We start from the raw sequence: 25,113 nt of genomic DNA, 5'->3' as shown, positions 1-25,113 counted from the left end.
GTAAGGACCCTTAGCTCAGTTGGTTAGAGCTATCGGCTCATAACCGATCGGTCGCAGGTTCGAATCCTGCAGGGTCCACCATTTTAAAAGAATAATTTTTACGGAGGATTACCCAAGTCTGGCTGAAGGGATCGGTCTTGAAAACCGACAGGGGCTTCGCGGCTCGCGGGGGTTCGAATCCCTCATCCTCCTCCATTTTTCTTTTATACATAATAAGGCTCGGTAGCTCAGTCGGTAGAGCAACGGACTGAAAATCCGTGTGTCGGCGGTTCGATTCCGTCCCGAGCCATCTTAAAAGAGGCTGAGACATAACTAGCCAAAATAACGAAAAAGATTCCGATCATCTTAGGAAGATGGTCGGAATCTTTTTTTGTTGGATTATTTTCAGGATTTGTTGGACCATGCGCATGCTTAGCCGTGTACTTTCTCAAGTTCACCGCCATGAATGCAAATCCTAATTCATTTTCCACTTTCTTCTTGCCTCTTACTGACATACGAGTGAAACGCAAATTAGCCTTCAAAAATCCGAAGACTGGTTCTACATCTATTTTTCGTTTGCCATAAATTTTACCGGTTTCTTTTTCTGAAAGCTGCTGTTTTGTGTATGCTTTTTGTTGTTCCCATTTTTGATTATAATAAATTTTTCGATTCTTTCCTTCCTTTGCTTTTGTACAGTGGGAACGCAACGGACAATCCGAACAGTCTTCACATTCATAGACTTTAAAGGATCGGGTGAAGTTATCTTTACCTGTTCGATTAGATAGATACTGGAAAGCCACTTTTTTATCATTTGGACAACGGAAAGAATCACTCGCTTCATCATACGCCCAGTTCATTGTGTTAAAAGGGTCTTGCTTATATTTCTTTGTCTTCTCTTTTCGATACCTATTGTATGTAATCAGCGGGATGCGCTCCCGATTAATGCGGACATCTTCATAATTCTGTTCACTTCCATACCCTGCATCAGCTACGATATATGTGGGAAGTTCAAAGAAGCTTTCCTCGATTTTATCTAGAAAAGGAGTGAATGTGCGTACATCAGTTGGATTGGGAAATACGTCATATGCGAGTGTATATTGTCCTTCGGTCGCAATTTGTACATTGTAACCTGCTTTTAATTGGCCATTCTTCATATAATCGTCTTTCATGCGCATAAAGGTGGCATCATGGTCTGTCTTTGAATAACTATTGCGCGCTTCAAATATAAGCCTATCCTTTTCGTATTTTTGTTTGCGTGCTACGTAATCTTTAAACTGTTTGCGGTATTTTTTTGGTGTTTTCCTTGCAGAGCGAAGCTGCTTCCGTTTGCTGACATCTTTACTTTCTTCGATCTGTTTGTCGTATCCTTCAACGGTCTTCTCTAGTTTCTCAACTACTTTTTCGAGTTCTTTAGTGGATAGTTCTTCCGTACTTTCGCGTTCTATTTCTGGAATAATTTCGTTTGCCAATAATTCATCGTACAGTTGATTTGATTTCTCCACCAAATTCGCACTGTATTTTTCAATCGCTTTTCGCCAAACAAACGTAAATTTATTGGCATTTGCTTCTATTTTGGTGCCATCAATAAAGATCGCTTCCTGGTCAATCAGCTCTTCTTTCACCAGTTGGCATCGAAATTGTACAAAACATTGGCGTAACAGTTCTTGTACTTCTTCATTGACTCGAAAACGATTAATCGTTCGATAGCTTGGCTCATAACCTTGCGCTAACCACATCATGCGTACACTATCTTTCAGTAATGATTCAATTTTTCTTCCAGAGAAAACAGATTGCGTGTAAGCACATAAAATAACCTTCATCATCATGCGTGGATGATAAGCAGGACAACCTGTTTCATGTAAGAAAACAGAAAATGCTTTATCAGGTATTTGTTCTACTAAGTCATGGATCGTATAGGCAATATCATTTTTTTGTAATTTCATTTCAAAATCTAACGGCAAAATTACTTGATTCATGTTATAATCTTTAAACATAAGGATACCTCCGATTGTTATTGTGTGGTACTTTAATTTTATCAGAAGGTATCCTTTTTTACTTACTAAAATTTTCGATTTTATAAAAAAGTTGCATCTTCCAACTACCGTTGGAAGATGCAACTTTTTATTGTTTATCTGAGTTTTGTCCCAGCCTCTTTTTTTGTTTTTCATAAGTAATTACATAGACTTTCCATCGTATGAAGTTTAAGACCAACTAATTAAGGTAAGATAGTACGTATAAGTATCTAATTTAACTTATAAATTTAGGAGGATTTAGAATATGGTAACTAGTGAATTAAAGGATTATTCTAAAACTGTATTACTTAAGGAAAAAAAGCAAGTAATAGATCAAATGAAAATGCAAGAAAATCAGGAAGATGGTTATGTTAATCAAGTCATAGAAGAATTATCAAATTATGATAATCATCCAGGTGATCAAGGTTCAGAATTATTTGAACGTGAAAAAAATATTGCTTTAAATGAACACACAATACAGGAGTTAAGAGATATTAATGATGCACTTCATGCTATAAATGATGATTCGTATGGCTTTTGTAAAACGTGTGGGAAAGAAATAAACGAAGAAAGATTACAAGCAATGCCTACAGCATTACACTGTATAAAACATGCAACAGTTAATGAAGATATTGATTATAACCACCGTCCGATCGAGGAAGACCTGTTAAACCCGAATGTTACACAAGAAGATAATTCTAAAGCTTTTGATGGTCAAGATACTTGGGAGGCGGTTGAGGAACATGGATCTTCTGACACAGCCTCTGACTTTTATCAAAAGGAATATATCAATCAGGATGAAAGAAATTCTAAAGATATCGAGAATTTTGCAAAGACTGATATTACAGGTGAAAATAAGAGAAATAATTAAAAATGAAGTTTAATAATAATATAAAAGGTGTATGAGTAATAGGAAGAACATTTTAATTGTAAATTCTATTACATGCATAAAAGTTGCAAGAATGGAAGAGCTTTGGTAACATTAATGTATCAGAAAAACGAATATTCTGTGAACGTTTTTCTTACATACTACTTTAGGAGGAATTATTAATGACTAAATTTGAATTACCTGAATTACCTTATGCTTATGATGCATTAGAGCCGCATATTGATAAGGAAACAATGAATATTCATCATACGAAGCACCACAACACGTATGTGACTAAATTAAACGCAGCACTAGAAGGGCATGCAGATTTACAAGATAAATCATTAGACGCGCTTCTATCTGACCTAGATAGCTTACCTGAATCTGTGCAAACTGCTGTTCGAAATAATGGTGGCGGTCACTCAAACCATAGCTTATTCTGGACACTACTTTCACCAAATGGTGGTGGAGAGCCAACAGGAGAATTAGCAACACAAATTAAAGATGCTTTTGGTAGCTTTGACGCGTTTAAAGAAAAATTCGCAGCAGCTGCAACTGGTCGTTTTGGTTCAGGTTGGGCTTGGTTAATCGTTAAAAATGGTAAACTTGAAATAACAAGCACACCAAACCAAGATACTCCAGTGATGGATGGTATATCGCCAATTCTAGGTTTGGATGTTTGGGAACATGCTTATTATCTTAAATATCAAAACAAACGCCCTGATTATATTGCAGCATTCTGGAATGTTGTTAATTGGGATGAAGTTTCTAAATTATATGAGGCTACTAAGTAAGTTATTTAGTGGAAAAAAACTGAGGGATATATTCCTCAGTTTTTTTTTTATACTCAATTAGTCTTCCCTTTCAATATAAATTACCTCTTTGCTTGAAAACTGTATATCTCCTTGTCAATTGAAAACAATAAGATCTAGAACTAAACAAGGAGAACTGGATATGCAAAAGAAACCAAACATCTTATTAGGTGATATAGTCGTTAATCGTGATTTAAAGCTATTATTAATAATTGGAGGATTGTATGCTCTGGCTACATTCCTATCGAATACGTTTGTGAATATCTACTTATGGAAACAATCAAATGATTACATAGCCATTGCACAGTATAATGGTGCAGTATATATCTTACAACCAGTTACCTTTATCGTTGCAGGTAGATTGGCTAAAAGAGTGGACCGGGTTATTGTTTTACGGTTAGGTGTTACATTTTTAGCTATTTTTTTTATGACAGTTTTACTAGTAAGTGAAAATGCTGCAACATATAACATTTTATTAGGTGCATTGTTAGGTGTTGGATATGGTTTTTATTGGTTGGCATTTAACGTCTTAACATTTGAAATTACGGAACCAGATACACGTGATTTCTTCAATGGATTTTTAGGTCTAATGCAGTCATTTGGTGGGATGATTGGGCCTATCCTAGCTGGTTATGTAATTTCAAATATGAATAATTCACAAGGGTATACGATTATCTTTTCTATTTCTTTTTTCCTATTTATATGTGCGGTTATTTGTAGCTTCTTCTTAAAAAGAAGACAAGCAACAGGTAAATTTAATTTTAAACGCATTTTATATGAACGTAAAAATAATAAAAATTGGCGTAACATCCTATATGCACATACATTTCAAGGTTTAAGAGAGGGTATCTTTGTATTTGTTATCTCGATTTGGGTATTTATTGCTACAGGGAGTGAGTTGGCTTTAGGTACGTTTAATCTTATTTTTTCGGGTTCTTCCTTTGTTTGTTATTATGCAGCAACACGTATAATTAAGCCGCATATGCGAAAAAGGTCTATATTAATTGGAGGATTAACACTATATTTTGCGATTTTTCTTATTATATTTAATTTAAATTTTCCGATTTTATTACTGTATGGTGCAATAATTGGTATTGCATATCCTTTGTTTACGGTTCCTTATGTGTCAATGACATATGACGTAATAGGACATGGTTGGCAAGCAAAAGAAATGCGAATTGAATATATTGTTGTTAGAGAATTATTTCTAAATGTAGGAAGAGTGAGCTCAATTATGTTATTTATAATTAGTATAAAGCTATTCCCAGCTGAACAAATTATTCCTTATTTATTAGTTATATTAGGTGCCGGTCATATTGTCGTTTCATACTTTATCCGAAAAGTGTCCTTCCTTCCTACAGGGAAAAATCCTGCATCTCCATTAAAAGATGGCGTAATGAATAATGAAAATAGATAGAAAACGTGCTATAATAGCCCTAATTGAGTTCGCAAAAGGGGGAGAATAGAATGGGGAAAAAGAAAAAAAAGAAAGTACAACTTCCCTTTCGTTTAAATATATTATTCATTTTTGTATTTGCTTTGTTTTCATTATTAATTTTGCAATTAGGTGTCGTGCAAATTTTGAATGGTGAAGCTGCACAAGATCAAATAAATGAAACGGAAAATACGCAAGCTTCTATTTCTGTACCAAGAGGTTTAATGTATGACCGTTATGGAAAATTAATTTTAGATAACGAATCAACGCGCTCCATTACGTATACCCCACCTAAGAATGGTGATTCTGCTGCGGAACGTTTAGAACTAGCAGAGAAATTGGGCGAATATATTACAATGGAAGAAGAATTTGAAGCGTTAGAGAAATTAATTCGAGAACGAGATAAAAAGGAATATTGGTACATGCTTAACGCTAAAGATGCAGGTGATCGATTAACAGAAGAGGAATTAGAATTAGATACAAGTGAACAGTATAAGCTAATACTTGAAAAAATCACAGCTGAAGATTACAACGAATATGATTGGTCAGACCCAGTTCTATTAAATGTTGTTGCAATAAAAAAAGAATTAGATGCAGCGAGTGAATTCTCTCCTCATATTGTGAAAAATGAAAATGTTACCGAGGAAGAATATGCATTAGTTTCAGAGCATTTGTTTGAGCTTACAGGAATTGATGCTTCTATTGATTGGAATCGCATTTCAAAAGTTGATGATACATTTTCCACATTTATTGGTAGTATAACGTCAACAAATGAAGGAATACCAATTGACAATCAGGATTTTTATCTAACACGAGGATACAGTCGAAATGATCGGGTTGGTAAGAGTGGTTTGGAACTAGAATACGAAAGTGTATTAACTGGGCAAAAAGAAATAATAGAATATGTTACGGATAATAATGGTGACATTGTAGGGCAAAATACTGTTATAGAAGGACAAAGTGGTAGTGATTTAATATTAACAGTAGATATTGAGTTACAAGAGGAAATTGATAAGATTGTTCAAGAAGAACTAGAAAGTTATTATAATCAAAATCCAACTGAAAATCGTTATATGGAAGATGCTTTAGTTGCGATGTTGGATCCCCAAACTGGTGATGTTCTTGCGTTATCTGGAGCGCATCGAGAAGATGATGAGTATGTAGATCAATCATATCGGACGATTTATGATCAACATTTACCAGGTTCTACGGTCAAAGGGGCAACTGTTCTAGCTGCTTTAGACTCAGGTGTTATGAGTCCTGGAGAGCAAATTAAAGATGAGCCAATTAAAATTGCAAATGACCCTAAAAAAAGCTCTTGGAAGAATTTAGGTTATGTAGACGATATAGAAGCGTTAGAACAATCATCAAACGTTTATATGTTTAATGTAGCGATTAGATTAGCAAGTGCAAACTATCAATATGGTGAAAAACTATCAGGCTTTGATTGGGATTCGTTTCAGACATTACGAAATTATTATAATCAATTTGGTTTAGGTGTTGAAACAGGAATTGATTTGCCATATGAATCTACTGGTGTAGTGGGGGATCCTGATAATGGGGGACTTCTTTTAGACCTTGCGATTGGTCAATATGATACCTATACAACATTGCAGTTAGCACAATATGTTTCGACTATTGCAAATGATGGCTATCGCGTGAGACCGCATATTGTCAAAGAAGTTAGGGAGTCAAATGCTTCTAAGGATTCCTTAGGCCCCGTAATTGAAAGCTTTGATACCGATATACTCAATCGAGTTGTGATGGATGATTCTTATATTGAACGGGTGCAAGAAGGATTCAAACGCGTAGTATCAGAAGGGACAGCATCAAGTCATTGGGGTAACAATGAATACAAGGTTGCTGCAAAAACTGGTACTGCTCAAAACGAATTTTATATAGATGGTGTAAAACAATCTACTTATAATCTTTCATTAGTTGGTTATGCACCATATGATGAGCCGGAGGTAGCTTTTGCAATTATTGTACCAAGAACAGGTACTGGTAATGACCAAAACGGTATTCATCATGAAATTGGTAACCGTATTATTGAAAAGTATTTCCAATTGAAAGAAGAACGAGATGAAGCGGGCGTAACCGAAAATTTAAATGAAGAAGTTGCAGAAGAAGATTAATAAAAGGTGTGAGCGATAATTATCGCTCACACCTTTTTAGTTTATCTACTGACAAAATAAGTGTTTAATTTACACATTCTTAACATTCAATTAACGGTAAGTTCAAACTAATACGTTATGATGAGTTTGTGGCTGAGATAGCCAAGCCTAAATGCGTAATACAAAACTGTAGGGGGAACATTAAATGAAAAAATTAAAATTAGTTGGATTAGCTTTACTATTAGTATTATCAATCGGTTTACTTGCAGCTTGTGGATCAAGTGACGATTCAAGTGCAGAAGAGACAGACGATTCGAATGCAGAATCAACTGACACAGAAGATACTGAAAGTGAATCAGCAGAATTAGAAGGTAGTGTTGTTATTGATGGTTCTGGTACAGTTTATCCATTAATGGCTAGAATTGCAGAAGAGTATATGTTAACAGAACAAGAAGGTGTATCTGTTGAAGTAGGTCGTTCAGGTACAAGTGCAGGATTTGAAAAGTTCTTAGTTGAAGATGGAACTGATTTTAATGACGCTTCTCGACAAATTAAAGAAGAGGAATCAGCGGCTGCAGAAGAGCTTGGTATCGAAGTACATGAATTGAAAGTTGCATTAGATGGTTTAACTTTCGTTATGCATCCAGATAATGATTGGGCTACGGAAATGACAGAAGAAGAACTGTTAAGTATTTTCCTTGCTGATGGTGGTGTAACAAACTGGTCTGATATTAATCCAGAATGGCCAGATGAAAAAATAAACACTTATGGACCGAACGAGAATCACGGTACGTATGAATTCTTTTATGAAAATATTCTTGAAGAAGCTGATCTTGTAAGTGATGTTAATCTTCAACAAGAGTATTCTACATTGGTAACATTGGTGTCTGAAGATGTTAACTCTATTGGATTCTTTGGTTTTGGTTACTATGTAAATAATCAAGATAAATTACAAGCAGTAAATGTTGATTTTGGTGATGGACCAGTTGAACCTTCTCTTGAGACAATTGCTGAAGATGGCGATTATGCTAACTTTACTCGTCCAGTATTCACTTATTTGAATGTTAATAATGCAACAGAAAAAGCTCAAGTGTTAGATTATGCAATCTATTTAATGAATAACGTAAATACTTTTGCTGGTGAAACAGGATTTGCTCCAATCCCAGATGAAGAAGCACAAGAAAGTATAGATTTCCTAAATGGGCTTAAATAATAATAAGATGAAGGTATAAATCTGATAGAGAAGAGAGTAATTAATTGCTCTCTTCTCTAATTAGTATTATAGAATAGATTAAGAGGGGTGTTATGAGTGGCGAATAACAGCAATTTAAACAAAGATAATGCTGTTCAAGTGAGAGAATTAATTAGTAAGAAAAGGGCAGGAAGAAGTTTTTCTTCCATAATAGAAAAAGCCGTTCCTGTCTTATTATTTCTTATTGCAATGATTTCTTTATTAACAACTATTGGTATATTGTTCACTCTTTTAACAGAAACAATACACTTTTTTTCTAGAGTTTCAATAATTGAGTTCTTTACTGGAACGATATTGAGGCCATTAAGCCAAAATCCAGAATTTGGCATCCTACCACTAATTTCAGGTACTATTATTTCATCTGTAATTGCAATGCTTGTTGCAGGTCCAATCGGTATAATGACAGCAATTTATTTAAGTGAATATGCAACTGACCGTGTTAGAAGAACGTTAAAACCACTTTTAGAATTGCTTGCAGGCATACCAACGATTGTTTATGGGTTCTTCGCATTTACATTTGTTACACCTCTATTAAGAGAATTCATACCTGGTTTAGAAGCAACTAACGTACTTAGCCCAGGTATCGTGATGGGGATTATGATTATTCCTATGATTGCATCTTTATCTGAAGATGCAATGAGTTCTGTTCCGAACGCAATGAGAGAAGGTGCACTAGCACTGGGAGCAACAAAGTTGGAAGTAACCTTTCGCGTAATTGTTCCGGCTGCTTTATCTGGTATTATTGCATCCTTTGTTTTAGGGATTTCAAGAGCAATAGGGGAAACCATGATTTTAACTATTGCAAGTGGAAGTTCTAAAAACTTTACCCTCGATGTAACGCAATCTATGCAAACAATGACAGCATATATTGTGGAAGTTTCTGGTGGAGACGCACCTGCTGGTTCAACTATCTATTATAGTTTATATGCAGTTGCAATGACTCTATTTTGTTTTACATTACTAATGAATATCGTTGCAAGATATGTCTCTCGTAGGTATAGGGAGGAATACTAAATGAAACATTTAACTACGAAACAAGTTGAGAAAAAAATGAAGTCTCGAATTATCTTAAATAATATATTGAAAACAATTTTCTTATTATCAACATTATTTGGACTTGTTGTTCTTGCAGTATTAATTATTCGAGTGTTAACACAAGGCCTTGCTTATATCAATCTAGATTTTTTAACTGGAAAACTATCAACGAGTCCTGATAGAGCTGGTATTATGGGTGCTGTACTTGGTACGTTTTGGTTAATGGCTGTTGTAATTCCAGTAACCATGGTCTTGGGTGTCAGTACTGCGATTTATAATGAATTATATGCGAGAAAAGGTCGTTTACAGTCAATAATTCAAACTAATATTTCAAACTTAGCGGGTGTGCCTTCTATTGTATATGGGATATTAGGTTTGACTATCTTCGTACGAACGATGGATTTTGGAAATATAGTTTTGGCAGGTGGGCTAACCATGTCACTCTTAGTGTTACCTATAGTAATTGTATCAAGTCAAGAAGCAATTCGTGCTGTACCAAAACATTTAAGTGAAGCTTCATTTGGAATGGGTGCAACTAAATGGCAAACAGTAAAAAATATTATTTTGCCGGCATCACTACCTGGGATTTTGACGGGAACTATTTTAGCACTATCTCGAGCAATTGGTGAAACAGCACCACTCGTTGTATTAGGAATACCGGCTTTATTACTACCATTTCCAGGTGGTATATTTGATAAGTTTACAGTACTTCCAATGCAAATTTATTATTGGACATTAGATTCTTCATTGATGGAAGAATATGCGTATTTAGCATCTGCTACAATCATTGTATTATTGGTACTATTATTTATCTTGAACTCTACAGCAATTATTATTAGAAATAAGTTCCAACAAAGATATTAAAGGGGTGAATGGAATGAGTACAGCTACAAAAATGAATCAAAATAATATGAAATTTGTCTCAAGTGAGAATATACCAGAAAACACGAAAGAAAATGCGAATATAGTATATGATACAAAAGATTTAAATTTATGGTACGGTAACACGCAAGCGTTAAAAAGTATTGATTTACCAATATACGAAAAAGAGGTCACTGCGATTATAGGACCTTCAGGTTGTGGAAAATCTACTTATCTAAAAACGTTAAATAGAATGGTAGAATTAGTTCCTAATGTCCGTACATCAGGAACGATAAAATATAGAGGTAAAAACATTCTTGATAAGTCATTTAAAGTAGAAGACTTAAGAACAAATGTTGGAATGGTCTTTCAAAAACCTAATCCATTTCCAAAATCTATTTATGAGAATATTGCATATGGACCAAAGATTCATGGTATTCGTAACAAAAAAATACTAGATGAAATTGTTGAAAGAAGCCTTCGTGGTGCCTACATTTGGGACGAAGTAAAGGATCGATTAAAAGAAAATGCTTATAGCCTCTCAGGTGGACAACAACAGCGTATTTGTATAGCACGTTGTTTAGCAATTGAGCCAGATGTTATTTTAATGGACGAACCAACTTCTGCATTAGACCCTAAATCAACTTTAAAAGTAGAAGAATTGATTCAAGAGCTGAAAAAGAACTATTCTATCATTATAGTAACGCATAATATGCAACAAGCAGCTCGTATTTCTGATAAAACTGCCTTCTTATTAAATGGAGAATTAGTTGAATTTACAGATACGGATACTTTGTTTTCTTTACCTAAAGACAAACGGACAGAAGATTATATTACAGGAAGATTTGGTTAATATTTGAAAGGGTATGGGGGAGGATTTTTATGGTTGCAAGAGAGCAATTCGAAATTGAATTAGATAAAATGAAACAAAAGGTTATTGATTTGGCTCAAGGAGCAAAGGTACAATTACAAGATGCTGTTCACGCTCTTTATCATTCAGATACAAATTTAGCAGCGCAGGTTGTTGAAGCAGATAAACGCTTAGATGCAATTGACTTAGATATTAATGAAACTGCCATATTATTAATTGCTAGGCAACAGCCTGTAGCGTCCGACTTAAGAAAGTTAATTGTTGCAATACGTATCTCTACTGACTTAGAACGGATGGCAGATAACGCTAAAAATATAGCTCGTTCTACGAAACATTTAGGAGAAAATCATGGTTTAGAGATTCACGAGTCTTTAGCAGATATGCGTGACGTAGCGCTTAGAATGATTGATTTGGCAATTAATGCATATGAGCAAGAAGATATTACTTTAGCAAAAAAACTTTCTGAATTGGATGATTTAATTGATGGTATGTATGCAAATGTCTTACAGGAATTATTGGAAGAGACAGCTACAAATCCGCAAAAAATACAATTAATCATGCAAATGGCATTTAGTGGTCGATATATTGAAAGATACGGAGATCATTTAACAAATATTGCAGAAAATATTATGTATCTTGTTAAAGGAGAGTCTTTAGACTTGAATGAATAAAAACCAGTAGTGTTAGGACGACTGTCTAAACACTACTGGTTTTTAATTTTGATTCGTAATTGTATTTGCAATCTCTTCATTAGACATCTCACTATTTAATTCAAATTCACCTATCTGTATACTTGTACCATAATCATTATCTGTTAAATAGTTGATAAACGCTTCTTGAGAATCGATTATGTTTGCTGCTACTAAATAATTTGAAACCTCTGCAATGGTCATACCAGATTCAATTGTTAACGTATAAGTATCAGTAACAGTTTCTTCTTCTGTTTCATTTTCTGTCACTTCTTCTTGTTCACTTTCATTATCTATTGTCTCATTTTCCTCTGTAATAGATGTTGGATCTTCATCCGTGACGAAATACCCTTGATTTTCTATTGCAGTTATCATTTCATCAGTACTTAACTCTTCGCTTACTGTATTTTTATTGCTTTCTAAAAAATATGTAATGCTTAATAAGATTGTAGCTGTTAAAATTCCTAGTGCGAATACGCGTATGAATGGTTTCATTATAAATGCCTCTATCCTTTAGTTGAGAATTGTCTAATAAGTGAATGGATGTCATATTCACTTAAATTAGTTGATCTTGCAATTTCAGCTGCAGAGTTTCCTGCTAGATGCATTTGCTGTACTCTCCGCATCAAAGGAGTTTGTGTTTGTTTCGGTTTTTGTAAATCAAATTCTTCCATATCATCTGAAAGCAATTCTTCCTCTAAAATTTTAATTTTTTTCTTCATTTGATACGTTTCTTGTAAGGAAGATAAAGAGATCTGTTCTAATTGATCTTCCAATAGTTTGAATTTATTGTTCGCAAAAAATGAAATAATAAATAATACGATAACAATGACAAGTAGACTAATAATTGTATATAGCACTAAGTTCCCTCCTAATGTTCACACTAATAGTTATAACACAATTGTTTCTTGAAAAAAAGTAATTTTATTTTATCCAAAATCAATAAAGAACCTTGAATTATAGATTTATATTTGGTATTATTAATAAGTCTGAAAATGATATTAAATTTAAGAGTTGTTAGATGAATAGTTTGGAGGGATAATGATGCGCGTAAATATCACACTTGCTTGTACTGAAACAGGTGACCGTAATTATATTACTACAAAAAATAAACGTACAAACCCGGAACGTATAGAAATGAAAAAATATAGCCCGCGTTTGAAGAAACAAACGCTTCACCGCGAAACAAAATAAAAGTTCCGTTCTAGCTCTTACCTAATATTAGGTAAGAGCTTTTCATCTTTTTACTGGCAAAGGAGAGAATAAAGCTGGAAACGAAAAAAAGGCTGCGAAATAAACTAACACAAAAGTTAATGAGTTTATCTAGTGAGGAAAAGGCCAAGATTGAGTTACAACTATATCATAACCTATTTAACAGTACATATTGGTCGGAAGCAGAAGTTATTGCTGTTACTATTTCACAAGGTTATGAGTGGGACACAAAACCAATAATTGAAGCTGCGAAAAAACAAGGTAAAAAGGTTGTAGTACCTAAATGTTTTCCAGAAGATTCTAAGTTAGTATTTTATTATTTTGAAACGTATGAGCAATTGGAAAAAGTTTATTTTGACTTGTTAGAACCTAATCCAGCAGTATCCGTTCAAGTTGAATCAAGTAAAATAGACTTAATTATTGTTCCAGGATTACTATTTGACCAGATGAATTACCGAATTGGACATGGTGGAGGATACTATGATCGATTTTTATCCAATTATTCTGGGAAAACGATAGCATTAGCATGGAATGAACAAATTATTAAAAGTATTTATCCAGAGACATTCGATGTACCAGTAGATCATATAATAATGAATTGATTTTTTTGGTTTTTCTGAAAAGATAAATCATATTTTTTTCATTTCGAGGTAAACTATCCTTGCCGATTACAAAAAGGAAGGATGAAGTTATGAGATGCAAAAAATGATAATGGTTTGTGCGATGGTGTTTGGTGGAGTTATTTTATATAGAAAAAAATATAAAATAATTAATATGCTTTTAACTTTTACCGTTATTCGAAAAGTAATGATTGCTTTAAGTATGCGTGTTCCGTTCTTAAGAAATTACTTGATGCCTAGTATATTTGGAAATGCAAAATAAATTATAGAAGAAGGAGACGTTTCTACTATTAGAAACGTCTCCTTCTTCTATAATTTAATGATATCATATAGAGATAGGGAAGGAGATGGTAGAGATGTTTCTAGAAGACACATTTTATTATTATAAATTAACAGATTACCTTATCCATCAACAAGGGTTTGACATAGTCTTTATTGATAATAGACAGACAGAAGTGTGGCTACAAAGAACTAAAAGAAAACAAAATCATGTGATTCGACTGACAAATCAAGAATTTGATTGGAAGAATCAATTAAAAATAGATGTGGACCGCACATATACTAATGCTAAAAAGTTAGCTAAACTATTCCTAGGTAGGAATATTGAATTACATAATGTCTATGTAGCTAAACATGCTCCTGTAGATGATTGGGAAAGTTTAAATGAAACGAAAAAGATAAATCAAGGAAAATTTACAAATATGCACGTATATTATTTAAATGACGAAAATAGATCAGATGAGAAGGAACGTTTATTTCAAGAAACATCTGTAGAACCAATTGAATTTAATTTACCTCGTGATGTATTAGATATGGAACGAATTACACAGTATCTAAAAGTGTCTATTCTGGGAGAATTTCAACAAATTCAAAACACATCGACAAAAATTTTCGAGTATGCAAAACCTTTTTATACGTATGTGCTTCTAGTTATTAATGTACTTATGTTTTTATTATTAGAGTGGCAAGGTGGAAGTACTTCAACAGAGACTCTGATTAGGTACGGAGCAAAATATAATCCAGCTATATTAGATGGAGAGTGGTGGCGGATTGTCTCCTCTATGTTTTTACATATTGGTTTCTTACATCTTGTTATGAATATGTTTGCTTTACATATTGTAGGTAGTCTAGTTGAACGAATTTATGGCGTGAAACGCTTTTTATTTATTTACTTTGGTTCTGGAATTCTAGGCGGCATAACTAGTTTTGCCTTTAGTCCTCAATTAGCTGCAGGTGCATCTGGTGCGATTTTTGGTTTATTTGGTGCATTATTATTCTTTGGATTGCATTATCGTCGTATCTTTTTTCAAACAATGGGATGGAATATAATTGTTATTATTGCATTTAATATTATATTTGGTTTTGTAGTACAGCAGATCGATAACGGAGCTCATATTGGAGGTCTAGTCGGTGGATTTATTGCTTCGGGAATCGCATTCTTTCCAAAGAAAAAACTAATTAAACAACAATCAATGGCGATTTTTGGATATATTATAATTATTACAACATTGCTTATATACGGCATATTGCATACATCTACACATTATGATCCAGCTCTAGAAGTGCAAATAGCACAACAGCTTATTGTAGGAGAAGAATATGATGAAGTAATTACTGTTACAACTCGAATTATAAAAAGTAATCCTAGCGATTATTCAGCTGAATTATTGTTTCTTCGTTCTTATGCATATAGCAAATTAGCACAAACAGATAAGGCTAGGAAGGATTTAGAGAATTTAATTTCGATCGAGCCAAATAAAATTCCGGAAGCGCATTATAATTTGGCATTGATTTACATGGATAATGATGAAGCAAACAAAGCGAAAAAGTCACTAGAAAAAGCAATGGATTTAGATTCTACAAATAAATTATTTACCGATCTATATCAAGATTGGTTTTCAAATGAATAGTTTTGGATAAGTTGTTGCATCTCGCCTTTATGGTCTTGATATAATATCCGTAGATGTGTTCCTTCTTTATCTAATAGTATCAAGGGAATAAAACTTTTTGAAGAAGGACCAGACTCATTAAATGGCAAAATATAATTTGCGTATAAACCTTCCCACATTTGTCCAATGACTTTTTTAGTTTGTTTAGCAGTCAAATTAGGAAGGGCTGTGGTTTCATATTGATACAGCATATTTAATGGGACAGATAAATAATCATCACTGTTTAATTGAAAGTGATCTAGTAATTGTTGCCATTGATAATATAATTGTTGGTTCGTTGCATGATTCAGTGTTTCCTTCCATTCTGTTTGTAAATCGTTTGTAGGTATTTTAAAAGCTTCTAATGGTGTCTGAGGTGAGTCAATTACGTATAACTCATCATGCGTCATAGCCTGAACACTTTTTATCTTATCTTCTGGATAATGTACTTCAGCATGATGATATGATATGGCTTGATAATGGCTGCTATCTTCGCCAGTTATTGTTGTTTGTAAATCAATAGTACTTTCTTGTTCCTTCCATTTACTTTTTATAGCTTTCAACTGACCATCAACATATAAAAGAGAGATATCTTGTCTTAAATAAGTTAATTCATCTAACTCTGAAGAAGCATGCCAATCTATTGTATAGGAATCATGGTCTTGTTCCATTAATAATGTAAGTTTAGTGGTTGCACTTTTGAAAGACCTAGATTCATCAATAGGAAAAAATTTCACCGTGGTTTCAGACAGATTGTTAAAAATAATTAGTGAACTAAAGAGTATTATAGAAATAAAGATAATCGAAATATACCGCTTCATACTTCCTCCAATCCAGTTTAACCAATTTCTGGTGACTTGTTTTATTCATATACATATATATGTACAAGCATTTATTTATATGTATATGCATGATATTTATTTCTTTGTAGAACCTACTACTATTAGTGGATTAATCTATTTACATAGAATGAAGGTGTCGTAATGAATGAGAAGAGGTCGTTAAGTAAGTCATTTACTGATAATGTAGAGTATTTACATGATTATCTTGGCGTGGAAAAAAGTTTTGATATTATACAATTAGACTTACACTATGCTGGTAAAGATATGGCAATGTTTATGATCGATGGTTTTGTTAAAGATGACATTATGTTTCATCTGATGCGTTTTTTGGCAGATCTTGAAGAAGAGAAACTTCAACCAGATCCAATGGTTAAACTTTTAAAAACGTATATACCATATGTAGAACTAGCAACGGTTGACGATTTAATAGAGGCTGGTGATACTGTACTTGGTGGACCAACTGCATTGATGGTTGAGGGACTAGATAAAATTATTATGATTGATGCTAGAACTTATCCAGCTAGAGGGCCACAAGAACCAGATTTGGAAAGGGTTGTACGTGGATCAAGGGATGGATACGTAGAAACAATTGTCTTTAATACAGCACTAACAAGAAGGCGAGTTCGTGATCGTTCATTAAGAATGGCATATACAAGTATTGGAAGGCGTTCTAAGTCCGATGTCTGTATTTGTTATATTGAGGATATCGCTGATCCCAAAAAAGTTAAACTATTACAAGATCATCTTAAGAAGATTGATACGGATGGTCTACCTATGGCTGAAAAAACAATAGAAGAATATTTGAGTGGAAGGCATTGGAATCCATATCCAACCATTCGATATACAGAACGTCCTGATACGGCTGCAGCACATTTATTTGAAGGTCATATCATTTTGATTATTGATGGTTCACCGAGCGTAATGATTTTACCTGCTACGTTTTGGCATCATTTACAACATGCGGAGGAATATAGACAAAAACCTTTGGTAGGAGCATATTTACGATTTGTACGATTCATTGCTGTTATTGGATCTATCTTTATTTTGCCTTTCTACTATTTGATTTCTATTCAACCTGCTTTATTACCGGAACAGCTTGCCTTTTTTGGGCCAAGTGAAACAGGGGTTATTCCTTTACTCCTTCAATTCCTAATAGCTGAAATTGGAATCGACATGTTACGAATGGCTGCTATTCATACACCAACAGCGCTTGCTACTGCACTTGGTCTTGTTGCGGCGATAATGATTGGTCAAGTAGCGGTAGAGGTAGGATTGTTTTCAAATGAGGTTGTTTTATATTTATCCGTTGCAGTGATGGGGACATTTGCAACTCCTAGTTATGAATTAAGTTTAGCGAATAGGCTGGTACGTATATTATTATTACTTTCCACTGCGAGTTTTGGAGTTATAGGATATGTCATTGGAGTAACCGCGTGGTTAATATATCTGATTCGAATGAATACATTTAAAACTGGTTATATGTGGCCATTCATTCCTTTTTCGCCGAAAGCTTTTCTTGATGTACTTGTTCGGACGCCCGTTCCATTAAAAAGTAGAAGACCAACTTTCTTAGATCCACAAGACCCAGATCGGTAAAATTGATCTAGGTCTTTTTTTTATTTATTTTATTGATATATTATTGTTTAAATTTGTTATAATGAAATAGGTGATTATATGAAAACAATTTATGATATACAACAATTGCTAAAAAAGTTTGGAATAATTATTTATATTGGTGATCGATTAGCAGATTTAGAACTAATGGAAGCTGAAATAAAAGAGCTATACCAAGCGCAATGTCTTTCTATTGCAGATTATCAAATGGCGATTTTGTTATTAAGACAAGAAATAGCAAAATTAAGGAATTGAAGGGGTGGAAGCATGAGTGAGCAACTATTAATTGGTGTTGACATTGGTGGAACTACAATCAAATTTGGAATAATTAAAATAGAAGGTACTATTATTGATAAATGGGAAATAGAAACGAATAAAAATGATAATGCTAAAAGTATTCCGCATGATATCTGGACTTCGATTAACCTGAAATTAAAGAAACTAGATATTGATCCAACATCCATTCTTGGAATAGGGGTTGGGGCTCCTGGTTTTGTTGATGTTGAAACCGGTGACGTATCGATTGCAGTTAATTTAGGTTGGAAGGACTTTAAATTAGGAAAGGTATTAAAAGAATTATCAGGATTACCTGTAATTGTTGATAACGATGCAAATATAGCAGCGGTTGGTGAGAATTGGAAAGGTTCTGGTGGTTTAGCAGATAACTTAATCGCAATCACATTGGGAACTGGAGTTGGTGGTGGTATTATTGCAAACAGCCAAGTGATAAATGGTGTTAATGGGACTGCAGGGGAAATAGGTCATATAATGGTTGAACCTGAAGGAACCCCATGTAACTGCGGTAGAAATGGTTGCTTAGAAACAGTGGCGTCTGCAACAGGGATTGTTAGGCAAGCAAATGAAGCTATTCTGTCTGGATCAACTACATCTTTAAAAGACCTTTCAATGTTAAAAGAGTTGACAGCGAAAGACGTTTTTGAAGCAGCTACCTCTGGAGATATAGTTGCACAAGGGATTATTGATAAAGTAACAGATATTCTCGGATTAGCGATCGCAAACATGGCAACAATTATTAATCCCTCCATTATTGTCATAGGTGGAGGGGTTTCAAAAGCAGGAGATAAATTATTAACGCCACTTCGAAAAGCTTTTGAATCCTATACGTTGCCTCGTATAGACGAAGGTTGTAGGTTTGTTATTGCATCGTTAGGTAATGATGCTGGAATAATAGGTGGCGCTTATTTAGTAAAGCAAGCACATCACTAAAAAGATTTTTTTATTTTGTAAAATAAATTCTCAAATAATCTACATTAACATAATATATTTAAATAAATCCTTGTTTGAGGGTTTATTTTTTTGGATTTATCTACTTAAATAGGTTATTATTAATTTATTGTAAATAAAAATGAAACTTTTTATTTTTAAATACGTCTATATAGTAAGGGTTTATTAATTTACACTTGTGTTATATAATGTTTAAGTTGTGAATGTAAATTAAACTTAAAATATAAATAATAGAATATGGCTAGGAGGAAGTTATAGATATGCTTCAGAAAAAATATAATGTACCGTTATATGTCATTGCGAGCTTGTTATTTGGTGCAAAGACATATATTGTTTATCGATTCTTATTTAATATACAATTAGATAATATTATGCAAGAGATCATCTTATTGATTAATCCATTTGTTTCAGCGTTTTTAATATTTGCAATAAGTGTTTGGTTTAAAGAGAAAAATCAAATGAAATTTATTCAATATACAGCACTAATTGGATCACTAGTTTTGTATTTTAATCTAGTATTCTATCGAAATTTCTCAGACTTCATTACAATTCCAGTGTTGTTTCAAGGAAGTAACGCTGCTGATTTAGGAACGAGTGCAATGGCACTAATGCATTTACCAGACCTTTTGCTTTTTCTTGATGTAGCAATTGTATGGTATTTGAGTAAAAGATACAGTGGCATATTGTCAGCAACTTATATAAAACGTAAAAAAGTATTAGCATTAAGTCTTTCTTTAGCTTTTTTATTAGGTAATTATGTACTTGCAGAGATTGAACGTCCACAATTATTACAAAGAACGTTTGACCGTGAATATTTAGTTAAAAATATTGGTATTTTTAACTACCATATCTATGATATTGCACAACAGTCCAAGTCACAAGCACAACGTGTATTTGCAGATGGTAACGAATTACCTGAGATTGAAGAATATATTGAAGAAAATGCGACAGATCAAGAAGATAATAAACTGTCAGGTATTGCAGAAGGTAAAAATGTAATTTTTATATCATTAGAATCTATTCAAAGTTTTGTGATTAATAATACGTTAAATGGGGAAGAAATTACGCCCTTTTTAAATGACTTAATTGACGATAGTTACTATTTTGATAATTTTTACCATCAAACTGAACAAGGAAAAACGTCAGATTCTGAGTTTCTAGTTGAGACTGGATTATATCCTTTACCTAGTGGTGCTGTTTATTTTACCCATGGTCAAAATGAGTATAATGCAACACCAGAAATTTTAGGGGAAGCAGGTTACACATCTGCGGTGCTACACGCAAATAACAAAAGCTTCTGGAACCGTGATGTAATGTACGATAATATTGGTATCGATCACTATTATGATGTGGATTCTTATGAAGTTACTGATGAAAATAAAGTTGGTTGGGGATTAAAGGATAAAGATTTCTTTGAACAATCAATTAAATATTTACAAGCACTAGAAGAGCCATATTATACACGTTTTATTACGTTAACGAATCATTATCCATTTGATTTAGATGAAGAAGATGCTACGATTGATAAATATGATTCAAATTCTAAAACTTTAAATCAGTATTTTCAAACAGTGCGTTATACAGACGAAGCGGTTGAAGAATTTTTTACTGATTTAAAAGAATCAGGTGAGTATGAAAATTCTATTATTGTTTTAATGGGAGATCATTATGGAATTAGTGATTTTCATGATAAAGCAATGGCACAGTATTTAGAAAAAGAAGAAATCACACCATATGACCATATACAGTTGCAAAGAGTTCCATTATATATACACATTCCTGGTGAAGATGGAGAGGTTGTTTCTGAAATAGCTGGTCAAGTAGATATAAAGCCAACACTTCTAAATCTATTAGGAATAGATGATAGTGATGATCTTAGTTTTGGTACGGATTTATTTGGTACAGATCGAAAAGACTATGTAGCATTGCGTGATGGTAGTTTTATAAGTAATGACTATATTTATACGAAAGATCAATGTTTTGATCGTGAAACAGGTGACTTACTCTCTGTCGAAACATCTAGTCTACTAAGTGAAGATGAAAGTGAATCAGAAGTAAGCGTCTGTAAACCAATATCAGAACAAGTTGAACAGGAATTATCGTATTCAGATCAAATTATTTATGGAGATTTATTCCGTTTTTATGATTTTGGTTATGAAGAAGAAGTAGAAGAAGAGTAATAAAAAACACCTTATCTCATTTTTGAGAATAAGGTGTTTTTTATTACTTCCTATTGAAAATAGCTTGTTATAATGGTGGTGATCGATAGAAAACCGAACAATATAGTTGACGAACCTGTCATAATTGTAGCTGAAGTATTTTTTGATTTGAACTCTCGACAAAGAGCAGAGCCACATAGTAATGTTATAATAATTAATATTAATGCAAGTGCCATTTAACTGTACTTCCTTTCGCCAAAAATAGTGCATAGTAATTTAGTGAAAATATATTAATAAATGTCCTTCCACAGTTTAGAATAATAAAAGTATTTTGTCGAGTGTTTATTAAAAATAAATAATTAAAGGATGAATAATATGCAAATTCATGGTATATCGTTAGGACAATTAGGGACAAACTGTTATGTGATTTACAAAGATACAGAAGCTATTATTATAGATCCTGGTGGTGATAGCGACGTATTATTAGCATGGTTGCAGAAAAAAGAGCTAATACCTAGTGCTATTTTATTAACACATGCACATTTTGATCATATTGGTGCAGTTGAAAGTATAAGGGATTATTATGAAATACCTGTCTACGTACATCAAGCAGAGGAAAAATGGCTACATGATCCTGAATTAAACGGTTCTGCATTATTTCCAGTTGAAAATGTGATTTGTAGACCTGCAAATAAATTTATTGGGATAGGTGAAATGAGACTAGGTGCTTTTTCGTTTGAGGTTATACATACACCAGGTCATTCACCAGGTGGTGTTTCTTTTATATTCTCAGAAGAAAAGATATTAATTTCAGGTGATTGTTTATTTCAAAGTGGTATAGGAAGAACAGATTTACCTGGTGGAAATAGTAGACAATTGATTCAAAGCATTAAAGAAAAACTTTTGACTTTAGACGGGCAATTTACTGTTTATCCAGGACATGGACCAATTACAACAATCGAAGAAGAGCGAATGCATAATCCATTTATATCATAATTATTCAAATTCATAGAATGCAACTGGCAAATAGGTCTTTTTATAATGAGGAAGTTTGAACCAAAATGGAAGGTAACTTCGAAATCCTTTCATAAGTATCATAGTGTTTCATCTGACGAACTTGATAGCAACTGTGACGGAGTTAGATTTTATTACCCGCTAGGGCTACGCTCCACAAGTAAAATGGACTCGCTTTCCGTGGGCACGGCTTCAGCTAACTCGAATAAGCAAAGACCGCTTTCCGAGTAGATCTTCAGCGCGTGGGATTGCGATTACTCATCCCATCAAAAACATTCGCTGTTCCCACGGGAGTCTCACCCATTTAACTTGCTACGCTGATTATGCGTTAAAAGCGATACATCGTCTACTGTTTAGAAATTTAATTGTGCTTATGACAATAGTTGTTTACGCCGTAGTTGATGATTATTCCGGCTTAAATCTTATAGAAAGTAGTTTTTCTAAAAGACTGTCGAGTAATAGTAAAGTTCTACTCCAAACACTAAACAGTCAATGATTAGCTTTTATTATAAGTAATGAGAAAAACCTATCTCACAAAAGTGAGATAGGTTTTAAAGTTTTAATACTGGGCTAGCTGGATTCGAACCAACGAATAACGATACCAAAAACCGCTGCCTTACCGCTTGGCTATAGCCCATCGAGTAACATTTGTTATCTTTAACTATTTGCTCAATTCTTATTCATAAATCATGTAATAAATTTAATCTTTTATTAAATATTTACTTAGTTTTCTATTTCCTAATAATGTTGTAGCTTCAAATTTGTATCGTATTGCATCATTTTCGAGTGCATCATAAGTAATTTTGACTATCCCATTTGGAAATTCATATTGAAGTATTTCTTTGTCAAGGCTGAAACTATTTTTGTTTTGTTCACTGACGAATTTTTGATAAGCCATTTGATGTAATGTTTCTAACACAATTTGTTCCATTTGTAAGGTGGTCATCTTCGTTTCATTCGCATATAACGATATACTGGTAATGACACTTAATAAAACAATCGCGGCAATAAAAGTTATATAAGGAAAGAAAAAACCATTTTCTGTTTGTAATCTTTTAATAAAAGCTAATTGTTTTTGCATATAATTCTCCTGTGATTGTTGTAATTGTTACATGTATACCAAAGCTTAATTCTTCTAGAATAAATGTTTTAACGTTCCGAACTAATATTTCATGACCAGTATTATTTATTTGTTTTCTAATCGTATTTTGATAAGGAGAGATTAAAATATGTTCTCCAGTTTGTTTAGTTAAATGTATCGTATTGTCATCTATATAGTTAAAATCATTTTCATGTATCTCATTGCTTAAAAAATGAAAAAATTGACGGACTGACAATTCGTCTGTATAAGATTGCTGATCGATTAACCGATAAACTGTTGGTATTAAAGCTAAAGTTGTACTGATTAGTGCAAGTGAAAACAGAATGCTGATGAGTGTGAAACCTTTCTCAGTCTGGATAATAATATAAGCAAATTTCTTCGGTTTGATTTTTAACATTATTCCATATCGCACATCCTTTCCATAGCGGATCTTCTTTAATAAATGAAAGGGTAACTTCTTTGTTATTTCTAACTAAATCTTTTTGAGTATCTTGGCTTGAATTTGAGTTTTCTGAAAAGCTCTGAAGTTCGTCATGTAGAAATGATTGGATATCTCTTTTTTGAAATAAAATATTCTGTTCGATACTTAGCTGTAATATTATTGGGACTAAAGTGAAACTAATCATCATTAGAATACTGAAGGAAGCAAGTAATTCAGTTATAACAAATCCTTGTTGTTTATGTTTCAACTAGATAACTCCTCCCTTTTCCAAAAGGAAAAGTAATATCATAACTATTCGAAGGTGTTCTTATTTGAAATTTACCAGGTTGCTTAACTGTCCCATTGGTTGAAAATGATAAGGGCATGGTTAATGTGTCTAATTTAATTTCCCATGTGTCAGGTATAGGACGTTCAATTATTATTTCTCCTAAACCCCCATTTCTAATTTCATAAGTATGTGAGGATGGTTTTATTAGCATATAGAAACTTCCCATGGAGGCTATCGTTTGTTGTTGCATAAACATAATGTCACTCTCAAATATTTGATACCATCGATTAAATTGATAGGTTTGATAAGTTTTTATATGAAAGGTTGTTCCTATTACAAGTAAAATCGATAGGATACTTAACACAATTAATAATTCAATAATAGTAAAACCACTATCTTTGTTCATTTTTTAATTATTTACAGCAATTGTTTTAAGTTTATGGTTAATTGCTTCTCCATCATATACTATTTGTTTGGTTCCATTTGAACAAGTATCAGATTGAATGTACTGCTCATCTACGAGAATTGAAATTGTAGCTGGGTAAGCCCCGTGATCAATTTTGTAAGATTCCATTTGATTCTCTGTCATTTGAATTAACGCAGCACAGCCTTTTTCTTGTACAGTTTCATTTTTATCGGCTAAATTAGGTATTAACAAAATTAAAAGTGTTGTAATCACTGCTAAAACGATTAGCATTTCAATTAATGTAAAGCCTTTTTCATTTTTGATTTTAATCAT

The 25,113-nt window shown here is 33.2% G+C and carries 27 protein-coding genes, 4 tRNA genes and 1 pseudogene; 21 read left to right on the top strand and 11 right to left on the bottom strand.

All coding sequences use genetic code 11. The annotated features are described in order from the left end of the window. Positions 1 to 4 precede the first annotated feature (4 nt). The 3 genes from DM447_RS11370 (at position 5) to DM447_RS11360 (ending at position 289) form a co-directional block, all read left to right on the top strand. Positions 5 to 81 (top strand) — tRNA-Ile (locus tag DM447_RS11370). Between the two features lie 21 nt (positions 82 to 102). Beyond that, positions 103 to 195: transfer RNA gene (locus DM447_RS11365), tRNA-Ser, on the top strand. Between the two features lie 21 nt (positions 196 to 216). Further along, positions 217 to 289: transfer RNA gene (locus DM447_RS11360), tRNA-Phe, on the top strand. Positions 290 to 302: 13 nt separating this feature from the next. Here the strand turns inward: DM447_RS11360 and DM447_RS11355 are convergent. Beyond that, positions 303 to 1,973: pseudogene (locus DM447_RS11355) on the bottom strand (IS1182 family transposase); the annotation flags it as partial. A 283-nt stretch (positions 1,974 to 2,256) separates the two neighbouring features. Between DM447_RS11355 and DM447_RS11350 the strand changes: the two are divergent. The 9 genes from DM447_RS11350 (at position 2,257) to phoU (ending at position 11,910) form a co-directional block, all read left to right on the top strand. Next, entirely contained in the window at positions 2,257 to 2,862 is a 606-nt protein-coding gene (locus DM447_RS11350; RefSeq protein ID WP_112181325.1) for a TraR/DksA C4-type zinc finger protein, read from the top strand. A gap of 179 nt (positions 2,863 to 3,041) precedes the next feature. Next, on the top strand, positions 3,042 to 3,653 hold the full coding sequence (locus DM447_RS11345; protein WP_112181324.1) for a superoxide dismutase: 612 nt from the start codon (positions 3,042 to 3,044) through the stop codon (positions 3,651 to 3,653). A gap of 160 nt (positions 3,654 to 3,813) precedes the next feature. Further along, positions 3,814 to 5,088 carry an MFS transporter gene (locus tag DM447_RS11340; protein ID WP_112181323.1) on the top strand — a complete coding sequence of 425 codons (1,275 nt, stop codon included), beginning with the start codon at positions 3,814 to 3,816 and terminating at the stop codon, positions 5,086 to 5,088. A gap of 50 nt (positions 5,089 to 5,138) precedes the next feature. Then, positions 5,139 to 7,241, top strand: coding sequence for a peptidoglycan D,D-transpeptidase FtsI family protein (locus DM447_RS11335; RefSeq protein ID WP_112181322.1), 2,103 nt, complete (start codon positions 5,139 to 5,141; stop codon positions 7,239 to 7,241). A gap of 184 nt (positions 7,242 to 7,425) precedes the next feature. After that, a complete protein-coding gene (locus tag DM447_RS11330; RefSeq protein WP_112181321.1) occupies positions 7,426 to 8,433 on the top strand; it encodes a PstS family phosphate ABC transporter substrate-binding protein in 1,008 nt (335 codons plus the stop codon). A gap of 96 nt (positions 8,434 to 8,529) precedes the next feature. Next, positions 8,530 to 9,486, top strand: coding sequence for a phosphate ABC transporter permease subunit PstC (pstC, locus tag DM447_RS11325; protein ID WP_112181320.1), 957 nt, complete (start codon positions 8,530 to 8,532; stop codon positions 9,484 to 9,486). Beyond that, on the top strand, positions 9,487 to 10,371 hold the full coding sequence (gene pstA, locus DM447_RS11320; RefSeq protein WP_112181319.1) for a phosphate ABC transporter permease PstA: 885 nt from the start codon (positions 9,487 to 9,489) through the stop codon (positions 10,369 to 10,371). It abuts the gene before it with no gap. A 46-nt stretch (positions 10,372 to 10,417) separates the two neighbouring features. Then, positions 10,418 to 11,221 carry a phosphate ABC transporter ATP-binding protein PstB gene (pstB, locus tag DM447_RS11315; protein WP_232824281.1) on the top strand — a complete coding sequence of 268 codons (804 nt, stop codon included), beginning with the start codon at positions 10,418 to 10,420 and terminating at the stop codon, positions 11,219 to 11,221. Positions 11,222 to 11,250: 29 nt separating this feature from the next. Then, positions 11,251 to 11,910: a phosphate signaling complex protein PhoU gene (gene phoU, locus DM447_RS11310; RefSeq protein WP_112181318.1), complete on the top strand. Its 660-nt coding sequence runs from the start codon at positions 11,251 to 11,253 to the stop codon at positions 11,908 to 11,910. A 42-nt stretch (positions 11,911 to 11,952) separates the two neighbouring features. Here phoU and DM447_RS11305 read toward each other — a convergent pair whose 3' ends face one another. Together DM447_RS11305 and DM447_RS11300 are read right to left on the bottom strand one after the other, a co-directional pair. Beyond that, positions 11,953 to 12,423, bottom strand: coding sequence for an endolytic transglycosylase MltG (locus DM447_RS11305; protein ID WP_112181317.1), 471 nt, complete (start codon positions 12,421 to 12,423; stop codon positions 11,953 to 11,955). Positions 12,424 to 12,434: 11 nt separating this feature from the next. Further along, positions 12,435 to 12,788: a hypothetical protein gene (locus tag DM447_RS11300; protein ID WP_112181316.1), complete on the bottom strand. Its 354-nt coding sequence runs from the start codon at positions 12,786 to 12,788 to the stop codon at positions 12,435 to 12,437. Positions 12,789 to 12,972: 184 nt separating this feature from the next. On the opposite strand from DM447_RS11300, the gene rpmG reads away from it, so the two are divergent. The 4 genes from rpmG to DM447_RS11280 all read left to right on the top strand — a co-directional run bounded on the left by rpmG (position 12,973) and on the right by DM447_RS11280 (position 15,670). Beyond that, positions 12,973 to 13,122 carry a 50S ribosomal protein L33 gene (gene rpmG / locus DM447_RS11295; protein WP_112181315.1) on the top strand — a complete coding sequence of 50 codons (150 nt, stop codon included), beginning with the start codon at positions 12,973 to 12,975 and terminating at the stop codon, positions 13,120 to 13,122. Positions 13,123 to 13,166: 44 nt separating this feature from the next. Further along, a complete protein-coding gene (locus tag DM447_RS11290) occupies positions 13,167 to 13,742 on the top strand; it encodes a 5-formyltetrahydrofolate cyclo-ligase (RefSeq protein WP_338418778.1) in 576 nt (191 codons plus the stop codon). A gap of 94 nt (positions 13,743 to 13,836) precedes the next feature. Continuing rightward, positions 13,837 to 14,022, top strand: a complete 186-nt coding sequence (locus tag DM447_RS11285) for a hypothetical protein (protein ID WP_112181313.1) — start codon at positions 13,837 to 13,839, stop codon at positions 14,020 to 14,022. Positions 14,023 to 14,116: 94 nt separating this feature from the next. Beyond that, on the top strand, positions 14,117 to 15,670 hold the full coding sequence (locus DM447_RS11280) for a rhomboid family intramembrane serine protease (protein ID WP_162632640.1): 1,554 nt from the start codon (positions 14,117 to 14,119) through the stop codon (positions 15,668 to 15,670). On the opposite strand, the gene DM447_RS11275 is transcribed toward DM447_RS11280, so the two are convergent. Then, entirely contained in the window at positions 15,646 to 16,359 is a 714-nt protein-coding gene (locus DM447_RS11275) for a hypothetical protein (RefSeq protein WP_162632638.1), read from the bottom strand. The two genes, DM447_RS11280 and DM447_RS11275, sit on opposite strands and share 25 nt — an antisense overlap. Positions 16,360 to 16,671: 312 nt before the next feature. Here DM447_RS11275 and DM447_RS11270 point away from each other — a divergent pair, with 312 nt between their 5' ends. From DM447_RS11270 to DM447_RS11255, 4 genes are all read left to right on the top strand, one after another. Beyond that, positions 16,672 to 18,126 carry a spore germination protein gene (locus tag DM447_RS11270; protein ID WP_112181310.1) on the top strand — a complete coding sequence of 485 codons (1,455 nt, stop codon included), beginning with the start codon at positions 16,672 to 16,674 and terminating at the stop codon, positions 18,124 to 18,126. A 78-nt stretch (positions 18,127 to 18,204) separates the two neighbouring features. Further along, a complete protein-coding gene (locus DM447_RS11265; protein ID WP_112181309.1) occupies positions 18,205 to 18,399 on the top strand; it encodes a YqgQ family protein in 195 nt (64 codons plus the stop codon). A 12-nt stretch (positions 18,400 to 18,411) separates the two neighbouring features. Next, positions 18,412 to 19,371, top strand: coding sequence for an ROK family glucokinase (locus DM447_RS11260; protein ID WP_112181308.1), 960 nt, complete (start codon positions 18,412 to 18,414; stop codon positions 19,369 to 19,371). A gap of 278 nt (positions 19,372 to 19,649) precedes the next feature. Then, entirely contained in the window at positions 19,650 to 21,569 is a 1,920-nt protein-coding gene (locus DM447_RS11255; RefSeq protein WP_112181307.1) for an LTA synthase family protein, read from the top strand. Positions 21,570 to 21,619: 50 nt separating this feature from the next. On the opposite strand, the gene DM447_RS18850 is transcribed toward DM447_RS11255, so the two are convergent. After that, complete coding sequence (locus DM447_RS18850; protein WP_112181306.1) at positions 21,620 to 21,784, bottom strand: DUF2759 family protein; 165 nt, start codon at positions 21,782 to 21,784, stop codon at positions 21,620 to 21,622. A 139-nt stretch (positions 21,785 to 21,923) separates the two neighbouring features. On the opposite strand from DM447_RS18850, the gene DM447_RS11245 reads away from it, so the two are divergent. Further along, a complete protein-coding gene (locus DM447_RS11245) occupies positions 21,924 to 22,544 on the top strand; it encodes an MBL fold metallo-hydrolase (RefSeq protein ID WP_112181305.1) in 621 nt (206 codons plus the stop codon). 583 nt (positions 22,545 to 23,127) lie between these two features. Here DM447_RS11245 and DM447_RS11240 read toward each other — a convergent pair. From DM447_RS11240 to comGC, 6 genes are all read right to left on the bottom strand, one after another. Continuing rightward, a tRNA-Gln gene (locus tag DM447_RS11240) sits at positions 23,128 to 23,199 on the bottom strand. A 63-nt stretch (positions 23,200 to 23,262) separates the two neighbouring features. Continuing rightward, complete coding sequence (locus tag DM447_RS11235; RefSeq protein WP_112181304.1) at positions 23,263 to 23,643, bottom strand: hypothetical protein; 381 nt, start codon at positions 23,641 to 23,643, stop codon at positions 23,263 to 23,265. Further along, entirely contained in the window at positions 23,618 to 24,061 is a 444-nt protein-coding gene (gene comGF / locus DM447_RS11230) for a competence type IV pilus minor pilin ComGF (RefSeq protein WP_112181303.1), read from the bottom strand. Before comGF ends, DM447_RS11235 begins: the two co-directional genes overlap by 26 nt. Next, positions 24,012 to 24,353, bottom strand: coding sequence for a hypothetical protein (locus tag DM447_RS11225; RefSeq protein ID WP_112181302.1), 342 nt, complete (start codon positions 24,351 to 24,353; stop codon positions 24,012 to 24,014). The genes comGF and DM447_RS11225 overlap by 50 nt, the downstream gene beginning before the upstream one ends. Beyond that, complete coding sequence (gene comGD / locus DM447_RS11220) at positions 24,343 to 24,780, bottom strand: competence type IV pilus minor pilin ComGD (protein WP_112181301.1); 438 nt, start codon at positions 24,778 to 24,780, stop codon at positions 24,343 to 24,345. Before comGD ends, DM447_RS11225 begins: the two co-directional genes overlap by 11 nt. Positions 24,781 to 24,783: 3 nt before the next feature. Next, positions 24,784 to 25,113, bottom strand: a complete 330-nt coding sequence (gene comGC, locus DM447_RS11215; RefSeq protein WP_112181300.1) for a competence type IV pilus major pilin ComGC — start codon at positions 25,111 to 25,113, stop codon at positions 24,784 to 24,786.

The sequence above is a fragment of the Paraliobacillus zengyii genome (genome assembly GCF_003268595.1).
Taxonomy (GTDB): Bacteria; Bacillota; Bacilli; order Bacillales; family Amphibacillaceae; genus Paraliobacillus_A; species Paraliobacillus_A zengyii.
This window is presented reverse-complemented; position numbering and strand designations above follow the sequence as displayed.